Source organism: Bacillus sp. N3378-2at (genome assembly GCF_033412715.1).
In the GTDB taxonomy this organism is placed as follows: domain Bacteria; phylum Bacillota; class Bacilli; order Bacillales; family Bacillaceae; genus Bacillus; species Bacillus subtilis.
Genome location: NZ_CP117986.1, coordinates 2,173,333 through 2,192,794 on the forward strand (window position 1 = coordinate 2,173,333; position 19,462 = coordinate 2,192,794).

Sequence of the window (19,462 nt, forward strand, 5' to 3'; positions counted from 1 at the left end):
CTCATGAATATGTTTTTATCTCCCTTGACTCTCTACTAACTAGAGGGTTTATTTTTTATGCAGAAATGATTTTTGGAGGAGAAAGCTTATGTTTGGAACGATTTTTAACACAGTGATGATCATTGCAGGAAGCATAATCGGGGGGATATTCAAAAAAGGCATTAAAGATGAATACCAGGATATTTTGATGCAGGCAATGGGATTCGCTGCGGTCGCATTGGGGATCAACGCCATTACACAGCATTTGCCTGATAGTAAATATCCCATTCTATTCATCGTGAGTTTAGCCATTGGAGGTTTGCTAGGCCAGATCATCAATTTAGAATTACGATTCAACAAGCTGGTGAACAAATTTTCTAAAAGCAATTTAGCAGAGGGCTTATCAACTGCGGTCTTATTATTTTGTATAGGTTCGCTGTCAATATTAGGCCCTGTTGAAGCCGCTCTGCATGGAGATTATACATACCTTCTGACAAACGGGATGTTAGATGGGATCACCTCCATTGTGCTCGCTTCAACTTTTGGTTTTGGAATAGCGGCTGCCGCCATTGTATTATTTGTCTGGCAGGGCTCCATCTATTTATTTGCTAAAGTAATGGAGAGCGCAATCAATACAGACCTTATTAATGAAATCACAATTGTGGGAGGCATACTCATCCTCAGTTCAGGTCTAAGCATTCTTGGAATCAAGAAGTTCAAAACATTGAATTTGCTGCCTTCCCTCTTGATCCCTCCTGTTGTGATTTTTGTGATTCATGCATTTGGATTGCGGCTTTAATGAAGCGGCTCCACAAAGGAGGTTAATATTCTGTTATATTGATTTTCAATAATCTGTTCCAATCGTTTTATTTCCTTTTCATCTTGGATTTGACGTCTAATAACAACTGTATTATATTGTAAATAAAGTCTGTTATATCAAAATCAGATTCCCCATCACGAAACGGCACATTCATTTAAATAAAATTGGGAGGGGCATTTGTATGTCAAACCATTCATCTAGTATTCCCGAATTAAGTGACAACGGTATCCGCTATTATCAAACTTATAATGAAAGCCTTAGTCTTTGGCCGGTCCGTTGTAAATCATTCTATATATCTACTCGTTTTGGTCAAACACATGTGATTGCAAGCGGCCCAGAGGATGCCCCGCCGCTTGTATTACTCCACGGAGCATTATTCAGCTCGACGATGTGGTATCCCAACATCGCCGATTGGAGCAGTAAATACAGAACTTATGCAGTTGATATCATAGGTGATAAAAACAAGAGTATTCCTGAGAATGTAAGCGGTACAAGAACGGATTACGCCAATTGGCTTCTTGATGTGTTTGACAATCTGGGGATCGAAAAGTCCCACATGATCGGACTTTCGCTTGGCGGTCTCCATACGATGAATTTCCTTTTACGTATGCCTGAGAGAGTAAAAAGCGCAGCTATACTGAGTCCGGCAGAAACGTTTTTGCCATTTCATCACGATTTCTACAAATACGCTCTTGGCCTTACAGCGTCAAATGGAGTTGAAACATTCTTAAATTGGATGATGAATGATCAGAATGTGCTGCACCCGATTTTTGTGAAGCAGTTTCAAGCAGGGGTAATATGGCAGGATGGAGCAAGAAATCCAAATCCTAAAGCCGACGGATTTCCGTATGTTTTTACCGATGAGGAATTACGTTCAGCAAGAGTTCCTATCCTATTATTACTTGGTGAACATGAAGTCATCTATGATCCCCACTCAGCCCTGCACCGAGCCTCTTCATTCGTTCCAGATATTGAGGCGGAAGTCATTAAAAATGCCGGACATGTTTTATCGATGGAACAACCCGCTTACGTAAATGAACGTGTAATGCGTTTTTTCAATGCAGAAACAGGCATTTCACGGTAAGGGCTTATAAGATAGTGATTTGCATTCATAAAGTCCTGCAATATACTTCTAGCCGGGCATTTCAAAAAATAGAGTCCCTCTTATGGACTCTATTTTTCTTGGACAAAACCCGCAGCTGGTTTTGTGTGCTTGTTTCTTTAGGTTTCTTATATGATCAGTTGTAAAATCCTTTATTTTCAAGAAGGATTCTCAAGAACCTTGGCATCAAGTAGTGAATGCAAAGTCAAAAAATCATGTCACTTCTCCTGGATGCCTGCTAGTATGATGCAGCTTCTGCCAATATGAAACAAAGTTCCATCCATATCGAAAATGAGTGATTGCGCCATAAGTGTCTCCTTTTAACTGCCGACTCCATCTTCCAAATACTAACATGAGCAAAAAAGCAGATCATTAAAGATCTGCTTTTTCTATTACACACTGATTTGTTTCTTTTGTTCATGATCTATTTCTGGCTGTATTTCCTTTGTCAGTTGATGCCCTTCTATATCCACGTTCGGAATAATCTTGTCTAACCATTTCGGCAAATACCAGGCTGCATTCCCCATCAGCTTCATGACACTTGGAATCAGTGTCATTCTTACAATAAAGGCATCAAAGAGCACACCAAAGGAAAGTGCTAATCCGTTGGCTTTAATAGAAGCTTCGCCTGCAAAGATAAATCCTGCAAAAACGAAGATCATGATCAAGCCGGCTGCTGTAACAACAGGACCACTGTGTTTTAATCCAGCCTGAATGGCTTGTACTGGATTCTTTGTTTTTACATATTCTTCACGCATTCTGCTGACAAGGAATACTTGATAATCCATGGCTAACCCGAACAGAATCCCAATCGATAAAATCGGCAGGAACGCGAGTATCGGCCCTTTTTCAGGTATTTTGAAAAAGTCGATGAGATTCCCGTCTTGCAAGACAAATACACAAATCCCAAGAGTGGCTGTCATCGTCAACATGAAACCTGCAACAGCAACAAGCGGCACAAGCAGCGAACGGAAAACGATGGTCAGCAATACAAACGCAAAGCCCACAATAAGTACAGCAAACACCGGTATCGCATCATTGAGGCGATCTGAAATGTCAATATTCACTGCAGTCGATCCAGTAACAAGCAAATCTACTCCGTTTTTATCTGATAAACTGCGTACATCGTGTACCAAATCTTTCGTTGTGACATCATTTGGACCTGTTTCTGGAACGACCGTAATGATGGCAAAGTTCCCTTCTTTATTAGGCATTGCAGGGGTGACACTTGCTACATGGTCTAAGCCCTTTATTTCTTTCACTGCATCTGCGAAAGCCTCCGCCTTATTTTCTGTAGCATTTGTGGCATCCGCTACGATTGTTAATTGGCCATTAAATCCTTCTCCAAAGCCTTCGGCAAGCAAGGCATATGCCCGGCGATCCGGATTATCCTTAGCTTTCATCCCAGCATCAGGCAAGCCCAGTTCCAAATGCATAGATGGGATACTAATGACGATCAAAATCAGAATGCTGCATACACTTAGAATGATAGGATTTTTGGTGACAAAGCGTCCCCAGACATTTGTTTCAGTGCTTTGTTTTTCTATTTTCTTGTTTGATTTCGGAATCATCCGCTTCCCTGCAATCGATAAGACCGCAGGCACAAGTGTGATGGAAGCCAAAACAGCCATCAGTACACTAAGCCCTGCTGTCAGCCCCATCGCAGACATAAAAGGAATGTTAACGACAGTTAATCCGCAAAGTGCAACGATAACAGTAAGTCCGGCAAAAACGACTGCGCTTCCCGCTGTTCCCACGGCTCTCGCAATTGATTCATTCTTTTGTATGCCTTCGCCTAAAAACTGGCGGTGTTTCGTAAAAATAAATAAAGCATAATCAATACCAACAGCAAGGCCAATCATTCCGGCTAATGAAAGACTGACGGAAGCAATATCAAATACTTGTGTCCCAATCAAAACCAGTCCAATACTTACACCTAAACCAATCAGTGCAGTTAAAATCGGCAAACCTGCTATTAATAAAGAACCCAATGTAATGGCTAAAACGACAAAAGCCAAGATAATGCCGACAATTTCAGAGACACTGCCTATCTCCATCTCGGCTCCCGGTACATCTCCGCTTAGCTCAGTTTGCAATCCTTCATCATCAACCAGTTTCAAACTGTCTTTTAAGTGTTTGATAGAATAATCCTTTATATCATCTGCTGATGATTTATACTTGATATCAGCATAGGCAACTGTGCCATCTTTCGCGATTGTCCCTGTCACAAAAGGACTTGCAATCGAGTCAACAGAATCATCTTTACTGATTTCTTTGAGCGTATCTTCTATTGCTTTTTTTGCTGGCTTCCCAGTAAGTTTCTCCCCATCACCAGCACCGAAAATAACCCGTATGCTCCCTTTATCAGGACCGTGAGGAAATTCTTTTTGAATCACATCCATCGCTTTTTCCGAAGGTGTGTCAGGTATGGACATATCCTCAGAAAAACTTGGTTTCAAGGTGACTGCAAGGCCTATCGCAGCAACTAACACAACGATCCACGCACATATTGCTTTTATGCGATTGCGAGCAACCCATCCTCCTAATGTATATAACATTTTTGACATGATAATCTCCTTTCAACACATTGCTTGATCACATTCTTTCTCATTGTAGTTGACAATGAAATAAAAAAAACGTACATTCGGGCATGTACGTTTGGGCAATTTTCAAATATGCAGTTTAGTTGTCTATTGTCAGAATACCTTTTTGCATGGCAATCGTTACTGCCTCAGTTCTTGAATTCGCGCCTAATTTATTGTAAATGGACGTTAATCTGGACTTTACTGTTCGCTCAGAGACGTCCAAATCAAAGGCAATCGCTTTGCTTTTAAGACCTTTAGCAATTGCTTTTAGAACAATGACTTCCTTTTCCGTCAGCTGCGTCTCACTGCGCTGCTTTTTCATCCGCTCAAATTGGATTTCTTGCAGACGTTTGAGGATATCAGGCTGCAACAGCACATTTCCTCTGATCGCTGCATCCATTGTGTGAAAAAGGGTTTCTGAACTCGTATCCTTTAACAGATATCCTTTCGCTCCTAATTCAATCCCTTCGATCATTAAGTGATCTTCATTATATGTAGTCAAAATAATGATGGGGGTATCGTGTTTTTCTTTTATTTGTTTAATGGCCTCTAACCCGCTCATCTCCGGCATATACAAATCCATCAGAATGATATCCGGTTCTAATTCATCTGCAAGACGGACTGCGACTTTTCCATTTTCCGCCTCTCCTATAATGGTGTATTGATCATTCGTTTCAATTAAAAGCTTCAGACCTTCCCTCACGACAAGATGGTCATCAACGATTAAAACCTTATTCATCTTGCATCTCTCCCTGAATTGGTACAGTGATCTCAATTTGTGTTCCTTTCAATTTTGCACTCTTGATATTGAATTGGCCATTTATTGCCCTGACGCGTTCTTGTATGCCAAGAAGCCCATAATGTCCTCTCTTTTTCTTTCCTTTTTCAACATTAAATCCCTTGCCGTTATCCTTAACTGTTAAATGGAGCCTTCCCTTTTCATCATCCCAAATGGATATCCAGATTGTTTTCGCCTCAGCATGCTTTGCCGCATTCGTCATGCATTCTCCAATGATGTAATAACAGTTTTCAGCTGTACGCACATCCAGCACCTGATGCAATCTGTAATCTAATAAACAAGCCATGCCTGTCGACTCTATAAAATGATCCATTAGCGAGGTAATTCTTTCTTTTAAAACACCGATTTCTTCTGATTTTCTGCGGAGATCGTCAATAGCTGAACGTGCATCAGCTAATGTGCTTTTCACTCTTTTCATCGATTGTTGTATGATTTCCTTCGCTCTCTCTGTGTTGCCTTTGGCGAGATGAACATGAATCGCATCCAGCTGCATATTTAAACTGACAAGACCTTGAGCAAGCGTATCGTGTAAATCTCGGGCCATCCGCTGTCTTTCGTTCTGCAGCGTCAGCTGTTCTACCTGCTGATGAGCCAGCTCCAGCCTTTCAAGAGTCAATTGAGCTTTTATTTTTTCATCGACTTGGGCAAAAAATGTTGCGGCATAAGTGATGATGACAATCATGATTGGCCCAGCAATAACAATAAAATGCAAAACTTCACCTTTATGAAGGTGATACGCCGAATTTATGACCAGCAGCAGCAATAGATAAAGAATGAGAAAAGTCCTTCTTCTGTCTGCCATTCCTAAAATCTGTCCAATTAAAAATGCATAAAGGCCGATAATGACAAGTATAAAGAAGCCAGTCATGAGATTAGCAAGTGCAAAGGTGATCAAACCTTGTACCACGAAATACAGAATCACTCTTTTCTTAACCCAGCGATATGAGTGCCAATGAAGCAAAGCAAAAATGGCGATTAATATGGTAAACGCATAAAGCAATAAAATGGACCAGCCCCCAGAAACAAATTGCAGCACGATAGAGGCTATATAGATCATAAGAATAAAAGCCAGGCCCGGCACTCTGAGTGCAAGCATGTTTAATGCCCGCCTATCATGTGAGTAATATTTATCTTTAAAAGGATTCCTTATAAGCAAACCTTATCCACTTCCTTTACCTGTTTCACCGAATAGAGACTCATGAAAATCGAACCCATATTTCAACTTGCAAACATACATGTATCCAATCATTTTATAGGAAGAGAAGGAACACAACAATATCAGGTGCAGGGAAACATTAGAGTTTCCAACAAGTGATCATTGCCCAAACGTACATGAACGTTCTGCCTCTATGTACGTTTTATCTTTTCAAATTTACCTTTAAAATCATAAGGAACTTACTATTCATTGAAGGAATGATCATCATTGAAATCGATTGATCTCACAATTTTATCATTAAAGAGAAAAGGAATCCGGACCGAAAAGGTATTAAAAAATCAGAACCCTGATCGATTAAGCCATATGACAGACAAAAATGCGCAACCAAAAAGCAAGGAAAAAGAGGATTGAACATGTATTGGTTTCTAGGTGCTTTATTATATTTTCTGATCGGTACTTATATATTCATTAGAGTCACTAGAGACAGCCAATCAGGCTCATGGATACTGCTTGCATTAGCAGCTCCACTCATCATTGCTGGCTACCCTTATTTTTATTCAAAGAAGCTTCTTTCCAAAAGACGCTGAAACAGCTGTCATTCAAACCGCACATTGGTAAAATGATCAATACCGGGATACAATCTAGGTATTCTATGGAAAGGAGTCTTGCCTTATGAGTCAAAGAGTGTCCTACTATGAGATTGCACCTGAAGGTATGAAAATCATGATGGATATGGAGAAATACACGAAACAATCCTCAATTAACCGAACGACGAGAGAACTAATCAAAATCAGAGTCTCTCAAATGAACGGCTGTGCCTACTGCATAGATATGCATACGTCCGATGCCCGCAAAATGGGGGAAACTGAACAGCGAATTTACTGTTTACATGCTTGGAATGAATGTGATTTTTACTCACCTGAAGAGAAAGCGGCTCTCGAACTATCTGAACACATCACGCTCATTCCATCTAAAAGGGTTCCTGATGAGCTATATCATCGGGTGCGGGAACATTATGATGAAAAACAATATGTTGACCTTGTTCTCATCATTAATCAAATAAACAGTTGGAACCGCATCTCTATTGCAATGGGGAATCGAGCTGCTTCAAAATAAGAAGAAGGAGTAAGATTAGAACAAATCTTACTCCTCCCTAGATTTCGTACCGCATCATCTGATGTTTCCGTTTCAACATCCTAAATCTTCACGTTTAGGTGCTTTTCAAACGCGATTTTCCCGCTTTGTGTAATCCTAATCGCTCTCGTTTTAGGCATACGAACGATCCACTCTTCTTCTAACATGCGCACCAATAGGGCGTTTCCTAATGCTCCTGCAATATGATGCTGCCGTTCACTCCAATCCAAACAGCAGCGGGCAAAGGCTCTCCTCTTATTCCGTTGTTGCTCTTCATTGATGCCTAACTTTGAAAAGAATAAAGCACCCTCTGAAGTCACCTCAAAGTTTAAATCAACTTTTTTTAACATCCCCTGCTCAACTAATGAATGTGCCATTTGCACGCCCACATAACCTGCCAAATGATCATAACAGGTACGGGCGAAATGCAAGTCCTTTTTCTCTTTTGACTCTTTTAAAGATTTGACTTTTGCTTTAGGCGCAATATGAAGCAATTGTTCGATCACATTTGCAGCATCTGAGTCAGACAATCTGTAATACCGATGTCTCCCATGCTTCTCTACGCTAATCAGCTTTGCTTCAAGCAATTTATTCAGGTGAAAACTGGCGGTTTGAGGTTTAATGTTAGCGAGATATGCAAGCTCTCCCGCAGGGTGTATCCTGCCATCCATCAGACTGAGAAGAATGGAAGAACGCGAGGGATCTGATAGCAACGAAGAGATTTTTGCAATATTAGGATTCATGATTTTCCTCCTTACATTCATATTTCGATGATAGTTGAAATGTTAATCCTTTACAATATAAATGTAAGCGTGACAAGGAGGAAAAAACGTTGGACATCAAAAAACAAGACACTCGTCAATTTAAGGAAATCAAACCCAAGATCATGTATTATGGTACCTCGACATTTCTTCTAACCACATTGAATGAGGATGGAACCACTAATATTAGTCCTATGTCTTCTTCTTGGGCTCTTGGACATTATATAATCCTTGGAGTAGGACTGGGAGGAAAAGCCATCGACAATTTGGAAAGACACAAAGAGTGTGTCATAAACTTGCCTGGCCCGGAATTATGGGAAAACATTGAAAGAATTTCATCTTATAGCGGAAAAAAGAGTATACCGCCTTTAAAGAAGCAGCTCGGATTTACATATAAAAAAGAAAAATACGAGGCAGCAGGGTTAACGCCTTTACAATCAAAAACAGTATCACCAACACGAATTAAAGAATGCCCTATCCAAATCGAAGCCGAAGTGAAACACATTCGGCTTCCAGAATATGAATCGTCATTCGCAATTGTAGAGACGCAGGCACTGCATTTTCATGCCGAGGAAAGTATCATTCTGGACGAAAACCATATCAACCCTTCCAAATGGAGCCCGCTTATCTATAATTTCAGACATTATTTTGGTTTAGGAAGAGAAGTCGGAAAGACTTTTCGTTCAGAGACATGATCTTTTTAAGACCAAGCTAAGACTTGGTCTATTTTTATAATAGATAAAAGCACACGTCATTGTCATGCTGTCATCATGATATAATTGAAAAAATTGTAATGACAGGAGCGTGCGGCCTCGATGGAATTATCTTTTCTACCTAAAAACACATTCATAGACCCTAATGGACATAATACAAATGAAGTAAAAAGCTTAGTCGATCAATTAGCCGGATTAGTTATTGAACATTCGAGTCATGCTGCAAAGAGAGACACACTGCCTGCTGTGGAGTCTTTTGATTATAGTGATATACCCGAAACTGGTATAGAAATTGAAAATATCTTGGTAAACCTGCAGGGTATCATCAAAAACTCAATGAATCCTCAAAACCCAAGATATATGGGCCATATGGATTCAATCCCCACTCTCATTTCATGCTTGGGTGACTTCATAAGCAGTTCCCTTAATAACAATATGCTAAGCCTTGAGATGTCCCCTGTTTTTTCAAAAGTGGAAGCACAGTTACTCAAAACCATTGCCCGTATGTTTGGATATGATGATAAGTCAGGAGGAGTGATGACAAGCGGCGGAAGTCTCGCTAATCTGCATGCACTTACAGTAGCAAGAAATCATCAATTAAATATGAAAAAGACAGGTATCTTCGGACTTTCTGGACAGCCTGTCATCTTTGTTTCGGACGTCAGCCATACCTCCCTGCACAAAGCAGCTATGATCCTAGGTTTAGGTACCTCCAGTATCATTCCGGTAAAAAGCAACAATCTGGCCCGCATGGATATTCATGATTTAGAAATAAAAATTCATCGTGCAAAGAGTGAAGGCCACATTCCATTTGCTGTTGTCGCAACTGCCGGAACAACTGTGACAGGAAGCATAGATCCAATTTTGCCAATTGCCAGAATCACAAAGGAAAACGGACTGTGGCTGCATGTAGATGCAGCATATGGCGGCGCTTTAATTTTTTCTGAAAAATATCGTGATAAACTGAGTGGTATCGAAATGGCTGATTCCATTACTTTTAATCCGCAAAAGTGGATGTACATCACAAAGACCTGTGCAATGACTCTTTTTAAAAATCGTGAAATACTTGAAACTGATTTCCGTATATCTGCCCCTTATATGAATGAAACTGATTTTATTAATCTGGGTGAATTAGGTGTTCAAGGCACGCGGCATGCTGATATTTTAAAATTATATTTATCACTTCAACACGTTGGAACAAAAGGATACAACCAGTTGATAAATAAAAGTTTCGCACTAAACGAAGAATGTATAGAACAAGTGAAACAGCGGCCTTTTCTTGAGCTTTATTGTGAGCCAGATACAAACATCTGCTGTTTCCGAGGTATACCGCATGACATTGAAAAGGATCAATGGGATAACTGGAACCTGGAACTGCAGCAGTTCTTATTGAAAGAAGAAAATATCTTCTTGTCATTGCCGGAATGGAAAGGAAACCGCTGGCTGCGTGCTGTGTTCCTCAATCCATTTATAACAGGTTCGCTTATAAAACAAATGTTCAGAAAAATAGATCAATTTTATGATCAATATAAACAAATTGTTTAATAAAACTCACCAGATCAAGCCAACATTAGCTTGATCTTTTTTTAGGAAATATCCTTGTGAATAAATACTACCTGCTTGCCAATTCTTTTATCATTAAACCCAACTCATAAATCCCCTTTTGAAGGTCTTCAAGAGATGCATAAGCATATGATAAGCGAATATAATTCCCTTTTTCCTGAGCATAGATACTGCCGAGATTGAGCAGAATCCCTTTTGATAAGGCTTTAGTATAAAGTAATTTCATTGATATGGAAGGCAATATTTTTATCCAGACAAAAAACCCTCCTTTTGGGATATTCCATGTCGCCACATCTTTCAAATGAGTTTCTATAGCACTCAAGGCCAATTCTCTTCTCACCTTTAATTGCTGCCTAACCTTTTCTACATGCTGCTGGTAGTGGCCGGAAGTAAACCACTCTGCCGCTACTCTTTGGGATAGCGAACTGGATCCGTAATCTGTTTGCATTTTAATGTCAGATAAACGTTCAATCACCGGTTCCGGCCCGACGATCCATCCAATCCTCAAACCTGGGCTTAATGTTTTCGATAAACTTCCTATGTACAGTACGTGTCCATTTTTATCAATTGTTTTAATAGGATATGGCGGAATTTCATCGATCCATAACTCACGATAAATGTCATCTTCAATAATAGGAAGCTGTGTATTCTCACTTACTGCCAGGATCTCTTCACGCCGCTTTTTAGACATAAGAATACCAGTCGGATTGTGAAAACATGGATTTGTATATAAGATAGCCCTTCCCCGCTCTCCTCTTGTTAAATGAACATTTTCAGGCAAAAGTCCTTCATTATCCATAGGAAGTCCAGTCAGCTTCATACCAGCTGATTGAAATACGTGTAATGAATAAAGGTAGGAGGGCTGATCAAGATAAACGGTTGATCCTCTTTGTAACAGCCCCATTGATATCAGCTGCAAGGCTTGCAACGCTCCTGAGACAATCAGAATGGAAGAAGATGAGACGTTGATTCCAATGGTTTTTAAATAGTTGCTTAATGCCTCCCTCAAAGGTAAGTAACCTTTTGGTTCTTCATAACCGAATGCCTCCATGTGATGAGATACCTTCCCCATCATCTCTTTCATAACAGCCAAAGGAAAAATCTCAGGTGAAAGCTCACCTTTGCTGAGCTGTATCAGATCCGGATTGGATTCCGATTGATTGATCTCTTGAACGATTTTTCGGCTTGGCATCTGAATGCCAGAGGTGACATATTGATCCCAATCGGGAGCAGAATTCTTAGCCATCAGTGTCCATGTGTTGTTGATAACAACTGTGCCTTTCCCCATTGTGCCTTCTATTAGCCCATCGGCCATCAATTCCTCTAACGCTGTAATCACTGTGCTCCGATTTACCTGAAAATCTTTTGCAAGCGTGCGCTGGCTTGGAATCTTGCTTCCAATCGGCCACTCTCCATTTCCTATTTTCTCTTTAATAAAATGAACGATTTGTCTGTACTTAGGGAGCTTTTTCATCTTTTTTTCTTCTGGAAAGCTCATAGAATCGGTCTCCTTAAAATAAATTGGTTGGGTCAAAATCCGTTTAACTGGTTGAAGCCATATCACCAAATCTTTATTAATATAAAAACACATTAAATAACTGGTTGGTTTTTGTAAAGAGGAGTGGGAAATATGCAAAAGAAAACAGTTCAATTGATCACCTCAAACAGTCTGATGATCTGTTTATGGGCATCTGCTTTTCCGGGAATTCGCGCAGGACTAGAAGGGTACACACCAGAACACCTTGCTTTATTTCGTTTGTTAATCGGCTCGATGGCATTATTGCTTTTTGCTGTTTTGACTCAGATGCGCCTACCCGACTTGAAAGACATTCCTGCCATTTTTCTTTTAGGGTTTTTAGGTTTTGCACTCTATCACATTTTGCTGAACATCGGTGAAAAAACAGTTAGTGCCGGAGTTGCAAGCTTACTCGTTACTACGGCACCTATCTTCTCAGCCATGCTATCCCGCCTGTTTTATAAAGAGCATTTTGGATTTACGAAATGGCTTGGCTCTATGATCAGTTTATTGGGTGTATTATTGATTGCATTTGGGGCGGGAGACTTTACATATTCAATGAGCGGTATCTTGGTCATCCTGCTGGCAGCATTTTCGGAGAGTATTTATTTCGTTTTTCAAGCCCGCTATATAAAAAAATATGGTTTTATTCCATTCGTTACATTCACCATTTGGGGCGGAACAATACCTATGCTTGTGTTTCTGCCAGGCTTAGGCGAAGAGATGATGAACGCTTCAATAAGCGCAACTTTGTCTATCGTGTACTTAGGATTATTGCCGACGGTTATTCCTTACTTCGCACTAGCATATGTCACTGCGCTCATCGGCGCTTCAGAAGCAACTCTTTCTCTTTATGTAACACCGGCTTTAGCCTTGGTCATTTCATGGGTATGGATAGGCGAAATACCTGCATTTCTTTCTCTGCTGGGCGGAGTGGTTACAGTCAGCGGAGTATGTTTTACCTACCTAAAAGTAAATAAAATGAATAAGATTTTCAACACCCATTTTTCTGCTAAAAGGGTTAAAAAACTCTAAAACAAAAAAGATACCAACATCGGTTGGTATCCCTTTTTAAGGTTCTTTCATTAAGATTAGCCAGAGTAGTAAATAGTGTATTCCGTTATCGGCTTAAACCCTAGTTTAGCTGCTAATGCAATGGACGAATTGTTGCAGATATCACAATCCCAGCTAGGAACAATCCCATTTTCCATACAAAACGCTATAAACTTATTTGCTACGCAATAAGCTAACCCCAGTCCTCTATATTCCTCAAGTGTATAGATATCCATTTCCGCTCGATTATGCCCTAAAAATATAGAGGTACACTCACTTACTACATGATTGCCATGTAATACGGCAAATCCAAAACCTTTTGAAGCAAACTGTGAGACAGAATCCCAATACTCCTCATAATACGCGCTGTTAAACGCTGTGCTGTGTGAAATGATGTCTTCGTCTATTCTTTTCAATACAAGACCCTTTGGCAGTTGCAAAGTCTTTTTGGGATATTTTGGTTGATAAGAAAATGCAGCTCTTCTCATTTGGTTTAAGTCATCTTTCAGTATGGGTTTCAGTACGCTATCCCATGTATCACTGGAAGAAAACAAGGTAAATCGTTTTGATGATTTCACTTGTTCTTCATAATATCCTGCAATGAAATCATGAAAATCCCGATTCCCTTGGTCTCCCGCAATAAAATAAATGCCTGATTCAGTTCCTATAAAAAACGATTTAGGAAAGGTTTGATCATCTGCATAAACAGCTCCCGGAATGGTTTGGTCTAATATTGAATAGACAAATGTGGGACAATATTTGTCATCAAACATTGTTTTTAAGCTACTATACTTTTCTTTTGTTAATTCCTGCAAAACAGACAACTCCTTTAAAACACCGTCTTCTTCTTGATTCTGTTCACAAAATCAATTTTCCTCTGTCACCAGCTAAATAACTTCCCTGTTACGAATCTCAGACAAATAAAAACAGGTGTCTGCACTCAGCCCGCAGACACCTGTTGAACAACACATTGCATTATATAACCCAAGAAAACGCTGAGTATATCGATTCTTTATTTCCCAGTTACAGCAAACTGTTTTAAACGGTCACCAATTTCAGCACGGACCCTTTGGAAACACTTCTTCTGTTCCGTGTGCTTTTGCCGGATCTCAAATTTATCCGATGTTTGATTTGAAATATCAATCCCTGCTTCTTTCATTGCTTTGACAGCACTCGATGTCATCCATGAGCTTCGATTCCTGCGCTGTACATATTCCACTTGTCCCCAAGGTATTTTCTCCCCCACCCTTCAGCCATTTGGCTGCGGCAAGAGTTACCTGTGCATTGTTTTCCTTGATATAGTGACCTTGTCCTTTTAGAAACAAGAATGGATTATCAGCAGCCAAATATACAGGCCGACAAGTGTGATCAATAAAGTGGGTATCGTGAGGATAATTCCTGTTTTAAAATACGTGCCCCAGGAAATCTTCATACCTTTGTGCGAAAGAACATGAAGCCATAATAATGTCGCCAAGGAACCAATCGGTGTTATTTTAGGCCCTAAATCTGAACCGATCACATTTGCATAAATAAGCGCTTCTCTCATCATCCCATGTGTGTCTGTACCGGCAATAGCCAATGCGTCAATCATAACAGTCGGCAAGTTATTCATAATGGAAGAAAGAATCGCCGCAATAAAGCCCATTCCAATTGTCCCAGCAAACAATCCTTGATCAGCTGCGGCTTGAATCACATCTGAAAGGACATCCGTTAATCCGGCATTTCGGACACCATACACAACAACGTACATGCCAATTGAAAAGAATACGATAGCCCATGGCGCCTCTTTCACCACTTTCTTTGTATGGACGGCCGGACTCTTTTGCGCAGCGATTAAGAAAATGATCGCAATGCTGCCCGCTACCACTGATACAGGGATAGAAAAAAATTCACTTGCAAAATATCCAATTAACAGCAGCCCTAAGATATACCATGACAGTCTGAACATGTTTTGATCTTTAATTGCTTCAACAGGTTTTTTAACCTCAGTCAGATCATAGCGTTTTGGTATGCTTTTTCTAAAGAAAAGGTAAAGTACAATGATGCTCGCCAGCAGCGAAAACAAGTACGGGACAACCATTCTGGATGCATAATCAATAAACGTAATATGAAAATAGTCCGCTGAAACAATGTTGACCAAATTGCTCACTACTAAAGGAAGCGAAGTGGTATCCGCAATAAATCCGCTGGCAATGATAAAAGGAAAAACTAATTTTTCATTAAAATGTAATGCTCTGACCATCGCTAATACGATTGGTGTCAATATAAGAGCTGCACCGTCATTTGCAAATAACGCGGCGACAATAGCTCCTAATAGAGATACATAAACGAACATCCGCACACCGTTTCCTTTTGCAGCCTTAGCCATATGAAGCGCTGCCCATTCAAAGAAACCGATATTATCAAGAATTAACGATATCAGTATGATGGCCACAAAAGCCAAGGTCGCATTCCAAACAATCCCTGTCACAGTTAACACATCATGAAAATTGACAACACCTGCTATTAGAGCTAAAACTGCGCCTCCACAGGCTGACCACCCTATAGATAAATTTTTCGGCTGCCATATGACCAATACTAGAGTTAATAAAAAGATGAATACTGCCAAAATCATTGATGTCAATCTAATGCCTCCTTACTGGCAACACGCTTGAGTTTTCTTTTGTTTGATATGGTTTAACAATTCATCCTCCTGATCGATTTGATGTAAGATCAATTGCAATGTATCAAACTCAGGACAGGAACCATTTATTGAATAATAACGCCATTGGCCTCTTCTGTCCTCATTCACAAAACCTGCGTTTCTTAATTTCCGCAAATGCTGGCTTATGGCGGGCTGGCTCATTTCGAACATATCAACCAATTGACAGACACAATATTCTTTTTCAAGAAATAATCTCATCATTATAAGCCTAGTTTGATCACTAAGTGTTTTCAAACAACGAGTCATCGCCGCAACATCAATCGTCATATGAGCTCCTCCTTCCCAAATCAATATATAAGCAAATCATTATATACACGCCAAATGATTCTACATTCCCCTTTACGTTTCCATATGTAGCGCTCCGTATATCTTAAGGATCAAAACTTCGAAACGAAAACCTGAGTAGCTCCCCGCGTTACCTTAGCGCCACCGTCATTATATAAACTTTTATTTATATAAACAATCCCTTATATTTGGAACATCAAATATGTTTGATTCAATTAATATCAATCTCTTTATTTTCCTTTACCCATTGTACATTGAACCGAGTACGGCAATATAGCTTGTGTTTGCTTTTGGTTTTTGGCAGGAAGGATGGCCAGGACAACACTTATGGCGGACAAAGCATTTCATTCCCAAATCAGTAACTGAAATGGATATCGGACAGGAAAGCATAATACATAAGCAATCAGCAAAATACAAAAAATACCAGGGGTTTTGATACCCTTGGTATTTATGATTGAGACCTTCACCGGTTATTCACCCACAAGCCTCAAAAAAGTGTTTTTGATTAAATTACCCGCGGCATGTCAGTTACGGTTAAAAAGGTCATTCTATTTTTTAATGATGATTAAGACTTCTAAAATTGCTGCCCTTCACTTCAGCTACGTCATATACGGTGACAAAGGCGGATTTATCAATATCATTAATAATTTCCTTTAGTTTGGTTTCTTCTAAACGATTGATGACACATGTGATTTCTTTAAATTTCTCGTGGGAAAAACCCCCGTAAGCTTCTTTATATGTGGCGCTTCGGCCTAATTGATCACGTATTGTCTCTACCATTAATTCAGGTTGGGTTGTAATAATTTGAAAGGTTTTAGAGCCGCTTAAGCCTTCCTCCACAACATGAATCACTTTGGATGCAATGTAGTAAGCAATGACTGAAAGCAATGCCCCTTGTAAGCCAAATACTGTGGAAACAAAAATAAACACAAATAGGTTTAAGAATAGAATGAGATCGCTCGTTCCGAATGGCAGTTTTCGGGATAGCAGCACAGCAAGCATGTCAATTCCATCTAATGCGCCGCCATTACGCAGCGCCAGCCCCATTCCGAATCCAAGGATAATCCCGCCGACAACGGTAATTAACAGGGTATCTCCTTCTATGATAGCGGGTGTGTGGTGAAAAAAGCTTGTCCCCGCGGCAAGCGATACGATTCCGATAATTGATAATAATGCAAAGCTTTTCCCAATTTGCTTATATCCTAACCAGACAAATGGAATGTTGATCACAGCAATCAAAATCCCCAGCGGCAAGTTGAATAGCTGTGAACCAACGATGCTCAGACCCGTCACCCCTCCATCAGATACACTGTTTGGAATGAGCACTGTTTCTAGTCCATACGCCGCTATGATTCCTCCAATGATAACCATGATGATTTGGAAAATCATTTTCGCTTTAAATTTCTTATGTTTTTTGGTTGTATTCATACCATTCCTCATTTCTCAAATATTTCGTTATATTTAAATATACCATAATAGATATTTTCAGCTAAAAACATGCGTTTTTTTAAATAAAGTAATTAACAGTAAGGTAACCCTCTTTGACTTAGAACATTCATGTACCGTGCCGCCTGTTGAGCAAGCGCCCCCTTTCACTTCAGATCGTGAATCGCCCTCAAACTTCAACACCGAAAATCCTAATTTATTCTGATATGATACTTAAAAAAGGAGGTTCGATTACAATGAATAACCTGTGCCGCAGTAAACAAGCCCCATTTGAATACACCTTATCTCTTATAGGGGGCAAATGGAAAATGAGAATTCTCTATGAGTTAGGGGTGTGAAAAAACGATGAGATACGGCGAGCTGAAAAGGGCTATGCCCTTCATCACCCATAAAATGTTAAGCGCACAGCTTAAGGAATTGCAAACTGACGGCCTTATTCATCGGTATGAGGTTTCTCAAACCCCACTGAAAGTAGAGTATTCGTTATCTGACAGAGGGCGATCTTTGTATCCCCTCATAGATGAAATGTGTAAGTGGGGAATGGCACAAGGAATGCCTCATATGTAAAACTACTTACAAAAAAGTGCGTACTTGTTTCCCAATGAGAGGAATTTTATACTGAATGAAAATGCTTCGTGTGGAGGAAAAAATGATAAAACAAGTCTATATCATTCATGGCTACGGAGCCTCCTCAACAAATCATTGGTTCCCTTGGCTGAAAAAACGCCTGCTCGCAGATGGGGTCAAAGCAGACATTTTAAACATGCCTAATCCGCTACAGCCAAGACTTGAGGATTGGCTGGATACACTCTCTTTATATCAGCACACTTTACATGAAAATACGTATTTGGTTGCGCACAGCTTAGGGTGCCCCGCCATTTTGAGATTTTTGGAACATCTTCAATTACGAAAACAGCTTGGCGGAATCATACTTGTTTCCGGCTTTGCCAAATCATTGCCCACTTTAAAGATGTTAGATGAATTTACACAGCGATCGTTTGATCATCAAACAATCATTGAGTCCGCGAAGCACCGTGCTGTTATTGCTTCTAAGGACGACCAAATTGTGCCTTTTTCATTCAGCAAGGATCTGGCACAACAAATTGACGCTGCGTTATATGAAGTTCAGCACGGAGGTCATTTTCTAGAAGATGAGGGATTTACTTCTTTGCCTATTGTTTATGATGTTTTAACCTCTTATTTTTCAAAGGAAACTCGCTAACATCTTTCACCCATCTGCTTCAATCGAGCCCGCGAAAAGCGGGCTTTCTGAGTTATCGTTTGATCAATACAGATAACTCACCTTCAAACACTTTTACTTCTTTTTGATTATAAGTAGATAGCAATACTGTGAGTATTCCCAATTCATTTCTCTTTGGCTGCTTATCAAGAACCTTAACAATTGTAAACAATTCATCATCCGGATATACGGGTTTTATGAATATCATATGATTCATCTCTGTTCCGGCTATAATATCGTCTCCATAGAAACCTTCTTCAATCCAAAGTTTAAAAGATATGGCCAGTGTTTGTATGCCGGAAGCGATAATTCCATTAAATCTGCCTTTACTCGCTTTTTCTTCATCTACATGCATATACTGGGGGTCAAATTCACCCGCAAACCGCATAATATCATCTTTGGATACTTTTAATGATTTCGTTTTGAAGACCTGGCCAATTGTAAACTCATCTAACTTCACTCTTACACCTCTATTTTTTCAATTGTCTATTTTGTTTATTTTAGCACTGTGATGAGCAAATAAAAAATTCTGTTTGTCGCTAAACAGACGTATCGTGGCCTGGACTGCAGGCACTCATCATATACTTAAATAATATTGAACAGCTC

At 39.8% G+C, this 19,462-nt stretch carries 19 protein-coding genes and 2 pseudogenes; 10 read left to right on the plus strand and 11 right to left on the minus strand.

The window, feature by feature from the left end; genetic code table 11:
* Nucleotides 1-88 precede the first annotated feature (88 nt).
* Together PUN35_RS11760 and PUN35_RS11765 are read left to right on the plus strand one after the other, a co-directional pair.
* On the plus strand, nucleotides 89-778 hold the full coding sequence (locus tag PUN35_RS11760; RefSeq protein WP_019712443.1) for a DUF554 domain-containing protein: 690 nt from the start codon (nucleotides 89-91) through the stop codon (nucleotides 776-778).
* 202 nt (nucleotides 779-980) lie between these two features.
* On the plus strand, nucleotides 981-1,883 hold the full coding sequence (locus PUN35_RS11765) for a carboxylesterase (RefSeq protein WP_014478976.1): 903 nt from the start codon (nucleotides 981-983) through the stop codon (nucleotides 1,881-1,883).
* 410 nt (nucleotides 1,884-2,293) lie between these two features.
* Here PUN35_RS11765 and PUN35_RS11770 read toward each other — a convergent pair whose 3' ends face one another.
* The 3 genes from PUN35_RS11770 to ydfH form a co-directional block, all read right to left on the minus strand.
* Complete coding sequence (locus PUN35_RS11770; protein WP_033881069.1) at nucleotides 2,294-4,468, minus strand: MMPL family transporter; 2,175 nt, start codon at nucleotides 4,466-4,468, stop codon at nucleotides 2,294-2,296.
* Between the two features lie 115 nt (nucleotides 4,469-4,583).
* On the minus strand, nucleotides 4,584-5,225 hold the full coding sequence (gene ydfI / locus PUN35_RS11775) for a two-component system response regulator YdfI (RefSeq protein ID WP_014478974.1): 642 nt from the start codon (nucleotides 5,223-5,225) through the stop codon (nucleotides 4,584-4,586).
* On the minus strand, nucleotides 5,218-6,441 hold the full coding sequence (gene ydfH, locus PUN35_RS11780) for a two-component system sensor histidine kinase YdfH (protein WP_033881070.1): 1,224 nt from the start codon (nucleotides 6,439-6,441) through the stop codon (nucleotides 5,218-5,220). Before ydfH ends, ydfI begins: the two co-directional genes overlap by 8 nt.
* A gap of 267 nt (nucleotides 6,442-6,708) precedes the next feature.
* On the opposite strand from ydfH, the gene PUN35_RS11785 reads away from it, so the two are divergent.
* From PUN35_RS11785 to PUN35_RS11795, 3 genes are all read left to right on the plus strand, one after another.
* Nucleotides 6,709-6,852: a hypothetical protein gene (locus PUN35_RS11785; RefSeq protein ID WP_014478971.1), complete on the plus strand. Its 144-nt coding sequence runs from the start codon at nucleotides 6,709-6,711 to the stop codon at nucleotides 6,850-6,852.
* Nucleotides 6,849-7,028: a hypothetical protein gene (locus tag PUN35_RS11790; RefSeq protein WP_010886421.1), complete on the plus strand. Its 180-nt coding sequence runs from the start codon at nucleotides 6,849-6,851 to the stop codon at nucleotides 7,026-7,028. The genes PUN35_RS11785 and PUN35_RS11790 overlap by 4 nt, the downstream gene beginning before the upstream one ends.
* Nucleotides 7,029-7,113: 85 nt before the next feature.
* Complete coding sequence (locus PUN35_RS11795; protein ID WP_014478970.1) at nucleotides 7,114-7,557, plus strand: carboxymuconolactone decarboxylase family protein; 444 nt, start codon at nucleotides 7,114-7,116, stop codon at nucleotides 7,555-7,557.
* An 80-nt stretch (nucleotides 7,558-7,637) separates the two neighbouring features.
* Here PUN35_RS11795 and PUN35_RS11800 read toward each other — a convergent pair whose 3' ends face one another.
* Nucleotides 7,638-8,318 carry an ArsR/SmtB family transcription factor gene (locus PUN35_RS11800; protein WP_014478969.1) on the minus strand — a complete coding sequence of 227 codons (681 nt, stop codon included), beginning with the start codon at nucleotides 8,316-8,318 and terminating at the stop codon, nucleotides 7,638-7,640.
* Between the two features lie 89 nt (nucleotides 8,319-8,407).
* Here PUN35_RS11800 and PUN35_RS11805 point away from each other — a divergent pair, with 89 nt between their 5' ends.
* Together PUN35_RS11805 and PUN35_RS11810 are read left to right on the plus strand one after the other, a co-directional pair.
* The gene (locus PUN35_RS11805) at nucleotides 8,408-9,031 is read left to right on the plus strand and encodes a flavin reductase family protein (RefSeq protein ID WP_014478968.1); all 624 of its coding nucleotides are present in this window, start codon (nucleotides 8,408-8,410) and stop codon (nucleotides 9,029-9,031) included.
* A 120-nt stretch (nucleotides 9,032-9,151) separates the two neighbouring features.
* Entirely contained in the window at nucleotides 9,152-10,594 is a 1,443-nt protein-coding gene (locus tag PUN35_RS11810) for a pyridoxal phosphate-dependent decarboxylase family protein (RefSeq protein WP_014478967.1), read from the plus strand.
* A 67-nt stretch (nucleotides 10,595-10,661) separates the two neighbouring features.
* Here PUN35_RS11810 and PUN35_RS11815 read toward each other — a convergent pair whose 3' ends face one another.
* Complete coding sequence (locus PUN35_RS11815; protein WP_014478966.1) at nucleotides 10,662-12,110, minus strand: aminotransferase-like domain-containing protein; 1,449 nt, start codon at nucleotides 12,108-12,110, stop codon at nucleotides 10,662-10,664.
* A gap of 132 nt (nucleotides 12,111-12,242) precedes the next feature.
* Here PUN35_RS11815 and PUN35_RS11820 point away from each other — a divergent pair, with 132 nt between their 5' ends.
* Complete coding sequence (locus PUN35_RS11820; protein WP_014478965.1) at nucleotides 12,243-13,163, plus strand: DMT family transporter; 921 nt, start codon at nucleotides 12,243-12,245, stop codon at nucleotides 13,161-13,163.
* A 56-nt stretch (nucleotides 13,164-13,219) separates the two neighbouring features.
* Here the strand turns inward: PUN35_RS11820 and PUN35_RS11825 are convergent, their stop codons facing one another.
* The 5 genes and pseudogenes from PUN35_RS11825 to PUN35_RS11845 all read right to left on the minus strand — a co-directional run bounded on the left by PUN35_RS11825 (nucleotide 13,220) and on the right by PUN35_RS11845 (nucleotide 17,598).
* A complete protein-coding gene (locus PUN35_RS11825) occupies nucleotides 13,220-14,005 on the minus strand; it encodes a GNAT family N-acetyltransferase (RefSeq protein ID WP_072592584.1) in 786 nt (261 codons plus the stop codon).
* A gap of 188 nt (nucleotides 14,006-14,193) precedes the next feature.
* A pseudogene (locus PUN35_RS11830) lies at nucleotides 14,194-14,438 on the minus strand (hypothetical protein).
* Between the two features lie 58 nt (nucleotides 14,439-14,496).
* The gene (locus PUN35_RS11835) at nucleotides 14,497-15,804 is read right to left on the minus strand and encodes an arsenical efflux pump membrane protein ArsB (protein ID WP_014478962.1); all 1,308 of its coding nucleotides are present in this window, start codon (nucleotides 15,802-15,804) and stop codon (nucleotides 14,497-14,499) included.
* A 12-nt stretch (nucleotides 15,805-15,816) separates the two neighbouring features.
* Nucleotides 15,817-16,152, minus strand: a complete 336-nt coding sequence (gene aseR, locus PUN35_RS11840; protein WP_014478961.1) for a metal-responsive transcriptional regulator AseR — start codon at nucleotides 16,150-16,152, stop codon at nucleotides 15,817-15,819.
* A gap of 573 nt (nucleotides 16,153-16,725) precedes the next feature.
* Complete coding sequence (locus PUN35_RS11845; protein ID WP_014478959.1) at nucleotides 16,726-17,598, minus strand: YitT family protein; 873 nt, start codon at nucleotides 17,596-17,598, stop codon at nucleotides 16,726-16,728.
* 254 nt (nucleotides 17,599-17,852) lie between these two features.
* Between PUN35_RS11845 and PUN35_RS11850 the strand changes: the two are divergent.
* Nucleotides 17,853-18,183: pseudogene (locus PUN35_RS11850) on the plus strand (winged helix-turn-helix transcriptional regulator).
* An 82-nt stretch (nucleotides 18,184-18,265) separates the two neighbouring features.
* Nucleotides 18,266-18,838, plus strand: coding sequence for an alpha/beta hydrolase (locus PUN35_RS11855; RefSeq protein ID WP_033881081.1), 573 nt, complete (start codon nucleotides 18,266-18,268; stop codon nucleotides 18,836-18,838).
* Nucleotides 18,839-18,890: 52 nt separating this feature from the next.
* Here the strand turns inward: PUN35_RS11855 and PUN35_RS11860 are convergent, their stop codons facing one another.
* The gene (locus PUN35_RS11860; protein WP_014478957.1) at nucleotides 18,891-19,316 is read right to left on the minus strand and encodes a MaoC family dehydratase; all 426 of its coding nucleotides are present in this window, start codon (nucleotides 19,314-19,316) and stop codon (nucleotides 18,891-18,893) included.
* Nucleotides 19,317-19,462: the final 146 nt, after the last annotated feature.

Excerpts from the sequence above, each read along its gene's own strand:
- PUN35_RS11770 (WP_033881069.1), bottom strand. The coding sequence starts at position 4,468 with ATGTCAAAAATGTTATATACATTAGGAGGATGGGTTGCTCGCAATCGC.
- PUN35_RS11765 (WP_014478976.1), top strand. The coding sequence starts at position 981 with ATGTCAAACCATTCATCTAGTATTCCCGAATTAAGTGACAACGGTATC.
- aseR (WP_014478961.1), bottom strand. The coding sequence starts at position 16,152 with ATGACGATTGATGTTGCGGCGATGACTCGTTGTTTGAAAACACTTAGT.
- PUN35_RS11820 (WP_014478965.1), top strand. The coding sequence starts at position 12,243 with ATGCAAAAGAAAACAGTTCAATTGATCACCTCAAACAGTCTGATGATC.
- PUN35_RS11845 (WP_014478959.1), bottom strand. The coding sequence starts at position 17,598 with ATGAATACAACCAAAAAACATAAGAAATTTAAAGCGAAAATGATTTTC.
- PUN35_RS11760 (WP_019712443.1), top strand. The coding sequence starts at position 89 with ATGTTTGGAACGATTTTTAACACAGTGATGATCATTGCAGGAAGCATA.
- PUN35_RS11855 (WP_033881081.1), top strand. The coding sequence starts at position 18,266 with ATGATAAAACAAGTCTATATCATTCATGGCTACGGAGCCTCCTCAACA.
- PUN35_RS11800 (WP_014478969.1), bottom strand. The coding sequence starts at position 8,318 with ATGAATCCTAATATTGCAAAAATCTCTTCGTTGCTATCAGATCCCTCG.
- PUN35_RS11795 (WP_014478970.1), top strand. The coding sequence starts at position 7,114 with ATGAGTCAAAGAGTGTCCTACTATGAGATTGCACCTGAAGGTATGAAA.
- PUN35_RS11810 (WP_014478967.1), top strand. The coding sequence starts at position 9,152 with ATGGAATTATCTTTTCTACCTAAAAACACATTCATAGACCCTAATGGA.
- ydfI (WP_014478974.1), bottom strand. The coding sequence starts at position 5,225 with ATGAATAAGGTTTTAATCGTTGATGACCATCTTGTCGTGAGGGAAGGT.
- PUN35_RS11815 (WP_014478966.1), bottom strand. The coding sequence starts at position 12,110 with ATGAGCTTTCCAGAAGAAAAAAAGATGAAAAAGCTCCCTAAGTACAGA.